This is a genomic window from Rhodococcus sp. ENV425, from assembly GCF_002887785.1.
Classification (GTDB): Bacteria; Actinomycetota; Actinomycetes; order Mycobacteriales; family Mycobacteriaceae; genus Rhodococcus; species Rhodococcus aetherivorans.
In genome coordinates this window covers 28421-43685 of the sequence record NZ_PCZU01000274.1, presented here as the reverse complement: position 1 = coordinate 43685, position 15265 = coordinate 28421, and the positions used below count along the sequence as shown (strand labels likewise).

Here is a 15265-nt window from a genome sequence, read left to right as displayed (position 1 = left end):
CCTCGTCGGAATCCCGAATGCCGCACGCCGAGTCCGCTGTTCTTGATGCCGCCGAAGGGGGCGGTCGGATCGTTGGCGTAGCCGTTGATACCGACCGTGCCGCTGGCGATGTTGCGGGCGAAGCGTGCACCGCGTTCGGGGTCTGCGGTCCAGACCGAACCCCCGAGGCCGTAGTCCGAGTGGTTGGCGATGGCCACGGCCTCGGCCTCGTCGGTGTAGGGGATGACCGACAGCACCGGGCCGAAGATCTCCTCCTGCGCGATGGTGTGCCCGGTCTGGACGTCGGCGAAGATGGTGGGCTCGACGAACCAGCCGTGATCTGCCCCGGCGGGACGCTTGCCGCCGGTGGTGATCCGCCCGCCGTCCGACTTGCCCTTCTCGATGTAGCCTTCGACGCGGTCGCGTTGACGGGCCGAGACCAGCGGTCCCATCTGGGTGGTGTCGGAGAGCGGGTCTCCGACCGACAGGCCCTTCGCGAGATCGGTGATGGTGTCGACGATCTCGTCGTAGCGTGAACGCGGCGCCAGGACGCGGGTGCCGAGCCAGCAGATCTGGCCGTTGTTGAGCAGAGTCGCCGCATAGAAGGATTCGATGTTCGCGGCGAGGTCGGCGTCGTCGAGGACCACGGCGGCGGACTTGCCGCCGAGCTCGAGAGTGACGGGGCGGAGCAGTTCACCGCACGTGCGACCGATTGCCCGGCCGGCGGCGGTGGATCCGGTGAACGAGACCTTGTCGATGCCCGGGTGGGCCACCAGGTAGGCGCCGAGTTCACGTCCACCCGGGACGATGTTGAGCACACCTGCGGGAAGGCCCGCCGCGATCGCCGCTTCGGCCATCAGGAAGGCATCGAGCACGGTCTCCGGAGACGGCTTGAGGACCACGGTGCAGCCGGCGGCGAGCGCCGGAGCGAGCTTGAGGAACGTGATGGCCTGGGGGACGTTCCACGGCACGATCGCGCCCACCACGCCGATGGGGGAGCGAGTGACGAGGGCCGATCCGCCGAGCATGCCGGGACGAATCTCGTCCTCCTGTTTCGCCGCCATCTCGGAGTAGTAGCGGAGCAGGATAGGCGGGAAGCCGCCCTCGAACTGCCGGGCCAGGCTGATGGGCATGCCGTTCTGGCTGCTCACCCGGGTCGCAGTGTCCTCGGCGCGGGATTCGAGTTCGTCGGCGAAGCGGCCCAGCACCTCGGCGCGCCGGGCGGCGCTCCACGACGCCCAGCCGTCCGGGCCGGTGAACGCCGCGCGGGCGGCCTCGACCGCATCGTCGATGTCGGACTCGGTGCCGTCCGGCCCCGAGCCGATCCGCTGTTCGGTGCTCGGCGAGATGACCGAGATCGTCGCATCGCCGGACGGCCGTACCCATCCGCCGCGGATGTAGAGATCGGTGTAGTCGATCGTCATCGGGGTGTCCTTCTCGAAAGTGTGTCGGTGGGGTGGTCAGTCCTGCACGAGCACGGGCTTGAGCACCTCGCCCCGGTGCTGGGCCTCGATCGCGTCGTTGATCTTCGCGAAGGGGAAGGTGGTGACGAGCTTGTCGAGCGGGAACCTGCCCGCCTTGTAGAGCTCGACCAGTTCGGGGATGAACTCGTCGGGGACACTGTCGCCCTCGATGATCCCCGTGATCGTGAGTCCCATGGCGAGGGAGTTGATGATGTTCAGCGGCACGGAGGCCGCCGGGTCGGCGGGTACGCCGATGAGGCCGATCTTGCCGTGGAAGGTCATGGCTCCGACGAGCGACTCGATCACGGCCGGGACGCCGGAGGTGTCGATCGCGTAGTCGACACCGGCCGGGACGATGGCCCGGACCTGCTCGACGAGTGGGCCGGCGGCAGGATCGACGACGTGGGTGGCGCCCAGTTCGAGGGCGAGTTCACGCCGGGATCGATGGGGTTCGACGGCAATGATGGTGGTGCAGCCCTGCACGACGGCACCCATGACGGCGGCCAGGCCGACGGAGCCGGCGCCGGCGACGAGTACCGCAGATCCGGGCCGGCAGTTCAGGGAACGCATCACCGCGCCCGCCCCGGTCTGGATGCCGCAGCCGAGGGGAGCGAGGAGTTCGGCCGGGACGTCGTCGGGAACCTTCACGACGTTGCGTTCGAAGGCGAGGCTGTAGGTGGCGAAGGAGGACTGCCCGAAGAACAGACCGGTGAGGCGCTCACCGTCGGTGGTGGACAGCGGTCCCGTGCCGTCCTCGCGCACCCCGTCGTAGGCGAGGTGCATGAACTGGTGGCAGTACGAGGGTGCCCCCGTGGTGCACGACGGGCAGGTCCCACAGCTGTTGAAGGTGATGCCCACGCGGTCCCCGGGGGCGACCTTGGTGACGCCGGGGCCGACTTCCCGTACGACGCCGCATCCTTCGTGGCCGAAGACGGCGGGCAGCGCGGTCGGGAGGGCGCCGTCGCGGGCGGCGAGGTCGGTGTGGCAGATGCCGACCGCTTCGATCTCGACGAGGACCTCGCCGGCCCTCGGTCCCTCGATAGTGATCGGCTCGAGGGTGAATTCGGCGTGCGGCTCTCTCGCGACTGCTGCGAGTGCTTCCATCATCACGTACTCCATGTCTTGAGGGCCGGCCCGGTAGGGCCGGCGAAAGTCGAAATGCTCTACAGAACGGCTTCCCGCAGCGAGGTCGCGGGATCGGCGAGTGCGGTGGGGTCGAGCTTGGTGCGGTTGCCGATGAAGCGCTTTCCGGCCATGAAGTCGGCTGCGGCGTTCACGGTCTCGACGGCAACCGGAACACCGTCGCTGTCGAGGTGGAACAGGGCGAAGGAGGACTCGGACGGATCCCCGCGCAGGACTGCCCGGGTGGCGGAATCGACCATCCCGGCCATCTTCATTTTCAGATCGAACTGATCCGACCAGAACCACGGCACCTCGTGGGGTGGCAGGGGCGCGCCCGTGATGACGGCTGCCGCCTGCTTCGCCTGCTCTACCGCGCTGGGAATGCTCTCCAGACGCACCATCTTGCCCAGTGTGTCGTGCAGGCGGTAGGTCACGTCCCCGATGGCGAGGACATGCGGATCGCTGGTGCGCGCAGACCCGTCCACCACGATCCCCGTGAGGCAGTCGATGCCGGCTTCCCGGGCCAGTGCGTCGTTGGGGATCGCGCCGACGCCCACCAGCACCAGGTCACAGGCGATATCGGTGCCGTCGGCGAGGGTGACTCCACCGACGCGACCGGCTGTCCCGGTGATCTCCCGGACCTCGGCCCCCGTCAGGATGTGAGTGCCGCGGTCGCGGTGGAACTCGGTGAGGGCGGCCGAGAGTTCCGGACTGGCGACCCGTGCCAGTACCCGATCCTCACGCTCGATGACCGTGACCTCGCACCCGCGGGCGCGGGCCGACGCTGCGACCTCGAGTCCGACGTACCCACCGCCGACGATCGCCAGTGAGGACCCGGTGTGGACCGCCTCGCGCAGTTGTGTGGCGTCGCCGAGGGTGCGCAGGCTCAGGACACCGTCGAGGTCGCTGCCGGGGAGCGTCAGGGTCCGCGGTGCGGCGCCGGTGGCGAGGACGAGCGTCGTGTACTCGAGGGTCGCACCGGATGCCGTCGTCGCGGTCCGGGCATCCCGGTCGATGTGTACGACCGGATCACCCAGGCGGGTTTCGATGGCGTTGTCGGCGTAGAAGGATTCCGGCTTGAGCCATTGCACGAACTCGTCGTCGGTGTACTTCTTCGACAGCGGCGGACGGTGATACGGCGGATGCGTTTCCTCCCCGCACAGGACGATGCGGCCGTCGAACTTCTGTTGCCGCAGCATGCCGGCGAGTGTGCCGCCGGCATGCCCGGCCCCGACGATCACCACGGTGGGTGAGGGGGGTGACGTGAGCATCGTGTTACCCGGTGAACTCGATCTTGACGGGCATGTTCTTGAGTCCACCGACGAAGTTGGTCTGGATCATCTTGGTCTCGTCCACCAGCGCGAGGGACTCGATGTGGGGGAGCAGTTCCTCGAACATGATCCGCAGTTCCAGCTTCGCCAGGTGCTGGCCGATGCACATGTGCGGGCCGTAGCCGAAGGCGATGTGCTTGTTGGGCCGGCGGGTGATGTCGAAGCGATCGGGGTCGGGGATGACCTCGGCGTCGCGGTTGCCCGACTGGTACAGCAGCATGAAGCGGTCGCCCTTCTTGATGTCGCGGCCGCGCAGCGTGTAATCCTGCGTCGCCTGACGCATGAAGTGCTTCACCGGCGAGGCCCAGCGCAGCGACTCGTTCACGAGGTGCGGAGCGAGTGCCAGGTCGGCCTTCACCTTGGCGAGCTGGTCCGGGTTGCGGCCGAGCTCGAGGATGCCGCCCGCGAGGGTGCTCGAGGTGGTGTCGTGGCCCGCCGTCGCGATGGCGATGAACCAACCGTAGGCCATCTCGTTCGGGTAGTACCTACCGTCCTTGTCGCGGGCGAGGGAGATGATCGTCGCGAGGTCGTCTTTGGGGTTGGCGCGGCGATCCTGGAGCAGCTGTTCGAAGTATGCGTAGAAGTCCTGGATCGTGGCCACCCACTGCTTGGCGGCGGCATCCGGAGTCAGCGGTTCGACATCCTCACGGACGGCGTCGGGGTCGGCCGTCCCGAAGAATTCCTGTGTCAGGGCCATCATGCGGGGCTCGTCCTCCTCGGGCACCCCGAACAGGCTCATGATGACGTGCAGCGGGTAGTGCAGGGCGAAGTCCTTGACGAAGTCGATCCGGCCGTCCGTCTCGAGGAGCCGGGCGACGGACGCCTTGGCAAGGTCACGGATGGTGGCTTCCCACTTCGCGAGGTTGGTGGGCCGGAACCAGTCGATCGCGATGTCCTTGATCTCGGTGTGCTCCGGCGGATCGAGGTAGGTGAGGGTCTCCAGGATGCGGAGACTGCCGTTGTTGATGCTCTTGGTGAACTCGTCGCCGGCCTGGTTCGCCAGAATCGGGTTGACGGAACCCTTGTCCTCGCCGCCCGCGCTCGTGAAGATGTCGGGCTGGCGCTCGATCTCCATGATGTCGGCATGCTTGCTCACCAGCCACAGCGGGTCGTACCCCTCCACCACGGCGCGGCCGAGCGGGTTGTTCTCGCGCAGCCAACGGTAGGCCTCGAACAACGCGTCGTTGTCCCGGTGCCCTTCGGGCAGCACGATCCGACGGGCGACGGTGTCCGGAATCAGCTCCGTGACCTGCTCTGTAGTGCTCATCGATTCCCCTTCGTGGTGCAGTGAGATCTGCGTGGTGCAGTGAGATGTGGCGCCATAGGTTCGACGCTCACGCCGACTGACGTGACTCGAGCCTGTCAGCCCAGAGAGTGAGAGGCATCACACCAGCGAACGAATGTTGTCCACCTAACGGGGGATGTGTGCCCGGTCACCCCGCGGCACTGTGCTGGTCCCGTCGCAACTTCACCCTCAGGGAGGGGGGTAATCGGTCGATGTGGTGATGCGGGCATCCAGTGATCCTCGACACAATTGTGGGCACGGAGAACGGCCGCACCTTCCGGGTACGGCACCCGGCCCCGCGAGGCGGCCGCGCAGATGTTCATCGGTCAACCTGGAGGAGATCGCCATGCCCACTGTCGTGTACCAGCTCCCGGACGGCTCGACGTCGTCCGTCGACGTCCCGGCCGGCCAGAGCGTGATGGACGGATCGGTACGCAACAACCTTCCCGGCATCGTCGCCGAATGCGGTGGCAGCTGCTCGTGCGCCACCTGCCACGTGTACGTGGACGACTCCGCCGCGGTGTTCGGGGAGCCGACGGCAGAGGAGCAGGATCTTCTCGAGTTTCTCGACGGCGTCCAGCCGTGCTCTCGCCTCGCCTGCCAGCTCGTGCTGACGCCGGAGGTGGACACCATCACGGTGACCGTGCCGCCTTCCGACGCCTGACGACGTCGTCCGGTGGGCCTGCATCGCCAGGCCCGCCAGGTCAGGGCGAGTCACGGTGCCGGGGCCGCCGCGTCACCGAGGGGTGGACTGATACTTCGCGATCAGTTCGGCGCGGTTGGTAGCGCCCAGTTTTCGGAGGATGCGTTTCACATGCGACTTGACCGTGTCGACGGTGATGACCAGTTCGGCGGCGATCGCGGCGTTCGACGCACCGGTGAGAATCAGCCGAACGACGTCCGCTTCGCGGTCGGTGAGCGGATCGAGCAGGCGCTGGTCCGCGTCGTCGTGTTCCGTGGGGGACGGCGCGCTGTCGGTCGCGCCGCGTGGAGGCAGCGCGTCGAAGTCGGTGTCGCTGCTCCACCGTCGGGCGCTCTCGCGGAGGAGAAGGTCCTGACGTTCGCGACGCGATTCGAGACCGACCCGTTCGAAGCAGCCGCCGAGCATTTCCGCGAACACGCTCAGGGCGTGGCGCCGTGGACCGTCCAGTGCTGTGTCGACGTGCAGGAGCGCGGTCGCGTTCCCGTCGACGAGGACCGGAACGGTGGCGAAACCGCTGTTACCCAGAATTTCTCGCATCGACTCGGGAACCACTTCATCGACCGTGACCGTGCTCGTCGCGAGCGCATGTGCTTCGGGGGAGCCCGCCACGAGGTCGAACCCGAGGGGCAGCGACGGCGTCGTACCGGGGTCGGTGCTGAAGGAGGTCACGGGAACGATTCGATCCCCCTCGAGCCGAGACAGAAGGACCTTCCGGGCAGAGCAGAGTTCGGCGACACGCTCGCACGCGCGTCGCATGAGTTCCGCACTCGAGGCGGCGTCGTCCAAGGCGTGGACGGCACGATCGATGCCTGACGCCAGTGCGCCGACCTCGGCGGTCCGCTTCTCCGCGAGGGCCTTTCGCCGATCGAGGAGATCTACGAGGCGCCGGCCGAGTTCGGCTGCGCGCTCGGGGGTGGCAGTGCGCATGTCGGTGAGGAGGTCCGCGATGGCGCGTTCGAGATCGGCGTCCCCGGTGTTCATGTCCGGCTGCGCATCCGCTTCGGGTACGTCAGGCACCACCAGTCACCGTCTTGGCATTGGCGTACAGCGCTGCCACCTCGGCGCGCGTCGATACCCCGAGCTTCTTGAAGATCCGTTGGACATGGCTCTTGACGGTGCCGTCGGAAATACAGAGCCGCCGGGAGATCGCCGCATTGGTCGCCCCGGTCGCCATGAGTGTGAGCACTTCGCGCTCGCGAGTGGTCAGCGACTGCGCGCGCGGAATGGCCGGGTCCTGCGACCCACCGTCCAGCGTCGCCACGTCGGAGCGGGACAGTTCACGGGTACCGAGTTCCGGCATCGTCACGGGCGCCTGTGCGAGGTGCCGCAGTGCCCGGGTGAGACGTTGGACCTCGGCGTCGATGTGCTCGTTGCGCGCATAGATCTGCTGCCGCAGATCGGCGCGTTCCTTCGACGAGGCGCACACCGCGGCGAGCGCGCCGACGATGTGGACGTCGGTGTCGGAGAGTCCGTCGCTCTGCCGGTCGACGTGGATCATCGCCACTGCGCGGGAGCCGACGACGATGGGAACGGCGATATATCCCGCCGGGCGCGACAGGTCGATGAGAGGACGGTACGTGTGCCGGTAGGTGTCGGAGGCATCCACTGCGTACGGCCGGCGACGCCGAACCAGTTCGGCTTCCCGCGGGGCTTCCCGCAGCGAGATCTCTCGACCGTCGATGGCCTTGATGAGTGGGTGGAAATCCCCGGTCAATTCGGGGTGGACGGCGAGCGCGATGGGTGACCAAGTGGAACCGCGGACCACGGAGAACATGGCCTTGGCGTACCCGAGGTTCGTGCACAGTTCCTGCGTCACGGTCTGCGCGATCCGGTCGGCTCCGGTGTCGATGGCGCGCACGACGTGTTGGAGCGCCTCGAACTGCTCGCTGTGCATGCGCAGTCGGCGCGAAATGTCGTCGCGGTCGGCGGCGTCGAGCCGCATCACGAGGTCGGCGAGCCGTACCGCTTGCTCCGGAGAGTCGGCGCCCTCCCGGAGTTTGCGGGCTGCGAACGCGCGGATCACTGCCGGATCCGGCTCGCCACCCGCCAGGCGAACCAGGCTCGGCTCGCTGCCGAGGAGTTCCTGCAGTTCTGCAATTGCCTGCTCGGCAAGCTCGAACGAACTCGTCGAAATGACCACTCACTACTCCTCGCGCCACGGCGGCCACACGGACGGCGGCGACGCCGTCGCGCCTTCCTGTGACACACCACACAGTATAGAGAGTTGCATCGCCAGGGCGTCCGGTCGCCGTCTGCGGCTTACCTCCAATGTATATGGTCAGTCCAATCTCGTCACGCTCTCGGCGGAAATTGCTTCGATCGGCTCTTGTCTCCACCTGTTCGCGAGGTTAGGGTCGAATGGTAGGACCAAAATGGAAGGATGGCCAGTATGGCTTCCCCTGTGCGCTACGACGTCGACGAGCACGTCGCCGTCCTCACTCTCGACCGCCCGGAAACCCGCAACGCCCTGTCCGACGACCTGCTGGACGAACTCCTGGCCGCGCTCGAGCGCGCGCGGGGGGACGACGACGTGCGGGTTGTCGTGCTGGCCTCGTCGCACGAGAAGATCTTCTCGGCGGGCGGTGACCTCAAAGCATTCGCGAGCGACACCCCGACGATCGTCAAGTATGCGGGCCTGGACCGCTTCCCGCGGCTGTACCGACTCATCGGCGGTCTCGGCAAGCCGGTGATCTGTGCGGCCGGTGGCGACGTGCTCGCGGGCGCGTTCGGGCTCGCGCTCGCCTGTGACTTCGTGCTGGCCAAGGAGTCTGCCCACTTCGGATGCCCGGAGATCAACGTCGGCGTCTTCCCGTTCATGATCTCTGCGCTCATCTACCGGAACGTCGGGCGGCTCAAGGCCAATGAGCTGATGATGTATGGAGAGAAACTCACCGCCGCAGAAGCTCACGAACTGGGACTGGTGAATCGCGTGTTTCCGGACAGCGACTTCGATGCGGAGGTGTGCGCGTGGGCGCGCCGACTGGCGAGAAAGTCACCGCTGCTGATGCGCCTGGGCAAGGATGCCATCAACAACACTCGTGACATGTCGCTGCCGGACGCACTTGCGACGCTGCAGTCTCAACTGGCCCTTGCCTTCACCACGGAGGATGTTGTCGAAGGTGTCACGGCCTTCCGTGAGAAGCGTGCGCCGGTGTGGAAAATGCGATGAGGAGCCACGGCGGGCTCCTCGGGGTCCGTCGTCGACAGCTACCGGGCTACATGGCTCAGCCGGTGCCGGGCTCGCAGCCGACGGTGAATTTTTGTGGGCCCCTTCGCTTGCCGGTCGACCAGCGGGTGCAATGAGCGCTCGCGGATGTTGTCGTAGGTGGTTGCCACTTCGGTCTAACCATTCTAATCTTTACGTAAACGTGTGGCAGCTCAAGAAGGACGGAATCCTCCCATGACGCGCGATCGAAACCTCGGCCGATACACCCCCCGGCAGGTAGAAGAGTTCTATGCCAGTGGCCAATGGGCCGACGAGAACTTCACCGACCTTCTGCGGGCACGTGCCGAGGGCAGCCCCGACAAGATCTTCGTCACCGACGGCGTGCAGGAGCTGACCTTCTCGCAGCTCTACGACAGGTCGCAGCGGCTGGCGCTCGGCCTCCACCGGAGAGGGCTCCGGGCCGGCGACCGTGTCGCCGTTCAACTGCCCAACTGGGGGGAGTTCGTCGTCGTCGCAGCTGCGCTCGCTCGGATCGGCGTGGTGACGGTGCCGATCATGCCGATCTACCGGACGGATGAGGTGTCACACGTTGTCGCCGACGCCTCGATCCGGATGGCGATCGCACCGGCACAGTTCAAGGGCTTCGACCATGCGTCGATGTTCGATGGTATCCGGCGGTCGTCGCGGACGCTGGAGACGATCATCGCGGTCCGCGCTTCGGAGGAGAGCCGTCAGGCACTCGCCGAGCGGGGCATCGAGGTTCTCGAGAGCCTGGTCGTGGACGCGGACCCGGACGTCATCGACACGGAACTCGGCTTCCGTGCCCACCCCGACGATCCGTTCGTCATCGTGTACACGTCCGGAACTACGTCGCGTCCCAAGGGCTGCCTGCACACCTTCAACACCTACGCTTCGGGCGCACGTGCGCTGAAGACGGCCTTCGGGCATACCGAGGCGGATGTCCAGTTCGGGCCGTCCCCGATCACGCACACCACAGGACTCGTCACCAGTGTGCTCGTACCTCTGCTCAGCGGCGCGGCGACCCACATCATGGCGGAGTGGGCCCCTGAGCGCGGGCTCGCCGAGATCAAGAAGTTCGGATGTACGGCCGCGGTCACGGCCACCACGTTCCTGCAGACGTTGTTGGCTGCGGCCGACGAGGATCCGGACGCTGATCTATCCTCCCTCCGGGTCTGGGTGTGCGCCGGCTCCCCCATCCCGGCGGCCGTGGTGGAGAAGGCGAAGTCCGACCTGCCCACCACCACCATCCTGTCGCTGTACGGGAGGAGTGAGAATCTCACCACGACGACCTGCACCGTCGAGGACGACCCGAGCCGGGCGGTCACGTCCGACGGCGCCGCGCTGCCGGGGGCAGAGGTCAAGGTTGTGGGGGACGACGGCCTCGAGGTGGCACGGGGGAGTGAGGGCGACATCGCCTATCGCGGGCCCTCGCATATGATCGAGTATCTGAACCGGCCCGAGGACACGGCGGAACTCTTTACTCCCGAAGGTTTCTCGAGATCAGGAGATCTCGGAGTCATGGATGCCGATGGGTTTGTCCGGGTCACCGGCAGAACCAAAGACATCGTGATCCGCGGCGGCATGAACATCAGTGTGCGCGAGGTCGAGGACAAGTTGGCCGATCATCCCGGAATCCTCGCTCTCGCCGTGGTGGGAATGCCCGACGAGCGGCTCGGGGAGAGGGTGTGTTGCTACGTGGTGCCCAAGGAGGAGCAGAATGCTCCCACCCTGGAGCATCTCCGCAACTATCTGCTCGATCGGGGAGTTGCCATTCAGAAGACACCTGAACGCGTCGAGGTGGTCGCCGAGTTGCCCATGACCGCCACCGGGAAGATTCAGAAGCACCTCCTCCGCAAGCGCATCGCGGCAGAGTTGACTGCCGGTGCCCAACGCCCATAAAGGTTGAGAGGCAGGTGAACTCCTGGTTGCCCGATGAGTGGCTCACGTCACTACGCGACCAGGAGTTCACCTGCGCTTGCCGCGCCGTGCCCGTCCTGCCGCGACCCCGACCCGTCGCCCGGCCGCCGGGACTTCCCCGCCGGCGCTGCCGGTGTACGCGGTCTTTGCCTGCTGCGTGCGGGCCGGGGCGCGGCAGCGGATCACCCCCCTCCGGAATCCGGGGGCTTATCTGACCTCGGCGACGACGACCGTCGCCGAACCGGTGACGACGGGCCCCTTCGTTCCGGAGACGACGAGATCGAGATCGGCCCGCGCCTCCCCGTCGGTCTCGGTGATCGCCGTGATTGTCCCACCGACAGTCAGGGTGTCGCCGAGGAAGACCGGGGCGACGAAGCGGACGCCGAAGGAACGGACGTGCTCGACGCCGAATGTGTCGGAGAGCCAGCCGGCCAGGATCCCGGCCTGCATCTGGCCCATCGCGATGATGCCCGGGAACCCGGACGTCGCGACGAACTCCGGATCATGGTGCAGGGGGTTGAAGTCGCCTCCGGCGCCGGCGAATCGCACGATGTCCGTCTGGGTGATCGGACCGACGACACGCGTGTCGACGACCGCGCCGATGCGGGCCTTCGCAGGTGCTCTCATCGTTGTTCTCCTCGCTCGATCAGCACTTCCTCCAGTTGCACCGCTGGTTCACCGTCGGCGTCGACGTATTCGGTCTCCAGCGTTACGACGCGCATCGATCCGCCGCGCTTGCCCTCGCGCTGCACGTCGTCGACGATGCGCCGGGTGCCGACGACGTGGTCGCCTGCAATCAGGGGTCGAAGGTATGTCCACTTCACCGAGCCGACAACCACTCGCTCGAGTGCCAGGCCGAGCGTCTCGACGAACTTGCGCTGGTCGCGCTGGTGCCCGGCGACGACCGTGTGGGTGAGGGTCGCGGGCACATCGGCGAACCCGGCTGCCTGGGCGACCTCCCGGTCCGTGTGGACGGGATCGGTGGTGAACGTCGCGCGGGCGAACTCGCGGATCTTGCCGCGTTCGATGTCGTACTCGACTCGGTCCACCTCGCCGGAGTGGAGTGGATCTGTCATGACGGCCCTCCTTTTTTGGACTGACCTATAGTATCATTCGTCCTAAATACGTGAGGAGGGGTGCAATGGAACTCGCTGATTCCCCGGACGAAGCCCGTTTCCGCAGAGAAGTCCGCGAATGGGCCGAGAAGACAGTCACGACGCTGCCCTGGCCGGAACCGGTGGATCTGGTCGACAAGGTCCCGTTCTGGCGACGATGGCAGCGGTTGCTCTTCGACGCCGGCTACGGAGGAATGTCGTGGCCGAAGGAGTACGGCGGGCAGGCCGCCGACCCCATCCGCAAAGCCATCTTCACCGAGGAGATGGATCGCGTGGGCGCGCCGGAGCGACTCAACACGATCGGTGAGGACTTCGCCGGCCCCACCATCATCGACTTCGGCACACCGGCCCAGAAGGAACGTTTTCTGCGTCCGATCCTCACCGGAGACGAAATCTGGTGCCAGTTGTTCTCCGAACCGGAGGCCGGGTCCGATCTCGCGTCACTGCGCACCAAGGCCACGAAGGTCGACGGCGGATGGAAGATCAACGGGCAGAAGATCTGGACCAGCCGAGCGCACATCGCAGCTCATGCCATCCTGCTCGCCCGCACGGGTGGGGGGCCACGCCACAAGGGCATCACCTTCTTCCTCCTTCCCATGGACAGCGAGGGAATCACGGTTCGCCCGCTCGCCCACATGCTCGGTGAGGCCGAATTCAACGAGGTCTTCCTCGACGACGTGTTCATCCCCGACGATCTCGTCGTCGGCGACGTCGACGGCGGGTGGAAGGTGGCCATGGGCACGCTCGCCTACGAGCGAGTGGCGATCGCCACCGGCCGGGTCAACACCAAGCGGGCCGTGGACGACATCGTCGGCGACATCGCAGAGATGACCGACGAGTCGGGCCGCCCGCTCGGTGCGGATCCGCTGATCCGGCAGAAGGTCGCAGACCTCTACGGCCGCGCGCTCGTGCACTACCTCATCGGCCAGCGCGTGATCACCCTGGCGGCGAACGACGGCCCACCCGGTCCGGTGACGTCGATCGGCAAGCTGTTCTTCTGCCCGCTCGTCGAAGAACTGGCGGATTTCCGGCTGTCCCTCGAGCCCGCCGGCGGCCAGTTCGCACTCGACGACGAGCAGCAGCGAACGTCACGCTGGCTCCGGCTCGCGTATCAGGCCCGCGGCACCGCCATCGCCGGTGGTTCCACCTTCATCCAGCGCAACATCGTCGCCGAGCGCATGCTCGAGATGCCGAGGAGCTGACAATGTCCGACTACACCTGGATCCCCACCGCCGACTACGTCGACAACGCCAACGTCACCCGGCTCGCCCGCGCGCACGGCCTCGGCGGCCTGGACGAGTTGCGTGCCCGCTCCGTCGCCGACGTGCGGTGGTACTGGGATGCGGTGGTCCGTGATCTCGAGCTGCCGTTCCAGGTGCCGTATCGCGAAGTTCTCGACACCTCGCGCGGCATCGAGCATTCCGACTGGTTCGTCGGCGGTAGGACGAACATCGTCGACGCCTGCCTGCGGCGCTGGGTCGCCGATCCGGTGGCCGCCGAGCGGCTCGCCGTCGTGCACGAGGCGGAGGACGGAACTGTCCGCACGCTGACGTATCGCGAGCTGGGGGCGGAGGTCGAGCGTGCCGCCGCCGGACTGCGGGAGCTGGGAGTGGGCCGGGGCGACGCGGTCGCCCTGTTCCTGCCGATGATTCCCGAGGCCGTCGTGTCGATGTACGCCATCGCCCGGCTCGGTGCGGTTCTCGTGCCGCTGTTCTCGGGGTTCGCGCCCAGCGCGATCGCGTCCCGCATTCAGGATGCGGACGCGAAAGTGGTGGTCGTCGCGGACGGCACCATCCGCCGGGGCAAGTCGGTCCCGATGAAGCCGGCCCTCGACGAGGCCCTGAAGACCTGCCCCACGGTGGAGTCGGTCGTCGTGGTCGACAACCTCGACGCCGGAGCAGGATCGGGTGAGCGCGAGATGTCCTGGACCGGACTGCTCGCGAGCCGTGATGCGGTCCCGATCGAGGCCATGGACGCCTCCGAGCCGTTCGCGCTGGCCTACACGTCCGGCACGACCGGCAAGCCGAAGGGCGCCGTACACACCCACGCCGGGTTCCTGGTGAAGACGGCGAGCGAAGTGGCGTACTCGTTCGATCTGAAACCGGGCGGGGTGTTCTGCTGGATCACCGACATGGGCTGGATCATGGGTCCGTTGTCGATCGTCGGCACGCATGCCAATGGTGGGACGCTGTTGCTGTACGAGGGCTCACCGGACGTACCGGACCGGGACCGGCTGTGGCAGCTGACCGAACGGCATCGGGTGACGATGCTCGGAGTTTCTCCGACGCTCATCCGGACGCTGCGCGGGCAGGGAAGCGATGTCGCCGCCCGGTACGACCTGTCCTCGGTGCACACGATCGGCTCGACCGGGGAGCCGTGGGACCCGGACTCGTACGAGTGGCTCGCACGCGAGGTGTTCGGTGGCCGCGTCCCGATCATCAACTTCTCCGGCGGTACCGAGGTTGGCGGGTCGTTCCTCGCACCGTATCCGGTGCAGCCGATCCGCAGCTGCTCGCTGGGCGGTCCGTCGCTGGGCATGGACGTCGACGTCGTCGACGATGCTGGCCGTCCGCTGCGCGGTGAACAGGGCGAGCTGGTGTGCCGGCAGCCGTGGCCGTCTATGACCCGCGGGGTGTGGAAGGACGAGGAGCGGTACCTCGAGGCGTACTGGTCGACGTTCCCCGGTATGTGGCGGCACGGAGACTATGCGCTTGTCGACAGCGACGGGCAGTGGTACATCCGGGGCCGGTCCGACGACGTCATGAACGTGGCCGGCAAGCGCCTGGCCCCGGCGGAGGTCGAGGCGGTCCTGACCGCGCACCCGGCCGTGTCGGAGGCCGCGGCGGTCGGTGTCCCGGATCCGAAGAAGGGGGAAACGGTGTGGGCGTTCTGGGTGCCCAGCGCGGATGCGGACGGGACGGACATCTCGGGGGAGCTGGCCGCCAGTGTGGCCGCAGAACTGGGTAAGCCGTTCGCGCCCAGCGTGGTTCACCGGGTGTCGCGTCTGCCGAAGACACGGTCGGCGAAAATCCTGCGCCGCGCGGTGCGGGCGGCGGCGCTGGGCACCGATCCGGGAGACCTGTCCGGTGCCGAGAACCCGGAGGCGGTGGAGGAGATCCGCGCCGTGGTGACCGGTGCCGAGCTGGGCGCCGTAGGGACGTAG

The 15265-nt window shown here is 67.1% G+C and carries 13 protein-coding genes; 5 read left to right on the top strand and 8 right to left on the bottom strand.

From position 1 onward, the window contains the following. The 4 genes from CQZ88_RS26210 to CQZ88_RS26195 form a co-directional block, all read right to left on the bottom strand. A partial coding sequence (locus CQZ88_RS26210; RefSeq protein ID WP_102800527.1) for an aldehyde dehydrogenase occupies positions 1-1403 on the bottom strand: 1403 nt, incomplete at its 3' end. A 36-nt stretch (positions 1404-1439) separates the two neighbouring features. Next, positions 1440-2546, bottom strand: a complete 1107-nt coding sequence (locus CQZ88_RS26205; protein WP_029545763.1) for an NAD(P)-dependent alcohol dehydrogenase — start codon at positions 2544-2546, stop codon at positions 1440-1442. A 59-nt stretch (positions 2547-2605) separates the two neighbouring features. Further along, the gene (locus CQZ88_RS26200; protein WP_102800526.1) at positions 2606-3835 is read right to left on the bottom strand and encodes an NAD(P)/FAD-dependent oxidoreductase; all 1230 of its coding nucleotides are present in this window, start codon (positions 3833-3835) and stop codon (positions 2606-2608) included. Between the two features lie 4 nt (positions 3836-3839). After that, complete coding sequence (locus CQZ88_RS26195; protein ID WP_006934225.1) at positions 3840-5162, bottom strand: cytochrome P450; 1323 nt, start codon at positions 5160-5162, stop codon at positions 3840-3842. A gap of 364 nt (positions 5163-5526) precedes the next feature. Between CQZ88_RS26195 and CQZ88_RS26190 the strand changes: the two genes are divergently transcribed. Beyond that, on the top strand, positions 5527-5844 hold the full coding sequence (locus CQZ88_RS26190) for a 2Fe-2S iron-sulfur cluster-binding protein (RefSeq protein WP_006934224.1): 318 nt from the start codon (positions 5527-5529) through the stop codon (positions 5842-5844). Positions 5845-5916: 72 nt separating this feature from the next. On the opposite strand, the gene CQZ88_RS26185 is transcribed toward CQZ88_RS26190, so the two are convergent. After that, entirely contained in the window at positions 5917-6864 is a 948-nt protein-coding gene (locus CQZ88_RS26185; protein WP_037201139.1) for a LuxR C-terminal-related transcriptional regulator, read from the bottom strand. Between the two features lie 28 nt (positions 6865-6892). After that, positions 6893-8023 (bottom strand): LuxR C-terminal-related transcriptional regulator, encoded by a 1131-nt coding sequence (locus tag CQZ88_RS26180; protein ID WP_029545761.1) that lies wholly within the window; start codon positions 8021-8023, stop codon positions 6893-6895. Between the two features lie 249 nt (positions 8024-8272). On the opposite strand from CQZ88_RS26180, the gene CQZ88_RS26175 reads away from it, so the two are divergent. Together CQZ88_RS26175 and CQZ88_RS26170 are read left to right on the top strand one after the other, a co-directional pair. Next, entirely contained in the window at positions 8273-9052 is a 780-nt protein-coding gene (locus CQZ88_RS26175) for an enoyl-CoA hydratase/isomerase family protein (RefSeq protein ID WP_006934220.1), read from the top strand. A 231-nt stretch (positions 9053-9283) separates the two neighbouring features. Beyond that, positions 9284-10969: an AMP-binding protein gene (locus tag CQZ88_RS26170; RefSeq protein ID WP_029545758.1), complete on the top strand. Its 1686-nt coding sequence runs from the start codon at positions 9284-9286 to the stop codon at positions 10967-10969. Between the two features lie 225 nt (positions 10970-11194). Here the strand turns inward: CQZ88_RS26170 and CQZ88_RS26165 are convergent, their stop codons facing one another. Beyond that, on the bottom strand, positions 11195-11614 hold the full coding sequence (locus CQZ88_RS26165; protein WP_006934217.1) for a MaoC family dehydratase: 420 nt from the start codon (positions 11612-11614) through the stop codon (positions 11195-11197). Further along, positions 11611-12063 (bottom strand): MaoC family dehydratase N-terminal domain-containing protein, encoded by a 453-nt coding sequence (locus tag CQZ88_RS26160; protein ID WP_029545756.1) that lies wholly within the window; start codon positions 12061-12063, stop codon positions 11611-11613. Before CQZ88_RS26160 ends, CQZ88_RS26165 begins: the two co-directional genes overlap by 4 nt. A gap of 65 nt (positions 12064-12128) precedes the next feature. Between CQZ88_RS26160 and CQZ88_RS26155 the strand changes: the two genes are divergently transcribed. Then, the gene (locus CQZ88_RS26155) at positions 12129-13304 is read left to right on the top strand and encodes an acyl-CoA dehydrogenase family protein (protein WP_029545754.1); all 1176 of its coding nucleotides are present in this window, start codon (positions 12129-12131) and stop codon (positions 13302-13304) included. A 2-nt stretch (positions 13305-13306) separates the two neighbouring features. Then, entirely contained in the window at positions 13307-15265 is a 1959-nt protein-coding gene (locus tag CQZ88_RS26150; RefSeq protein WP_029545752.1) for an AMP-binding protein, read from the top strand.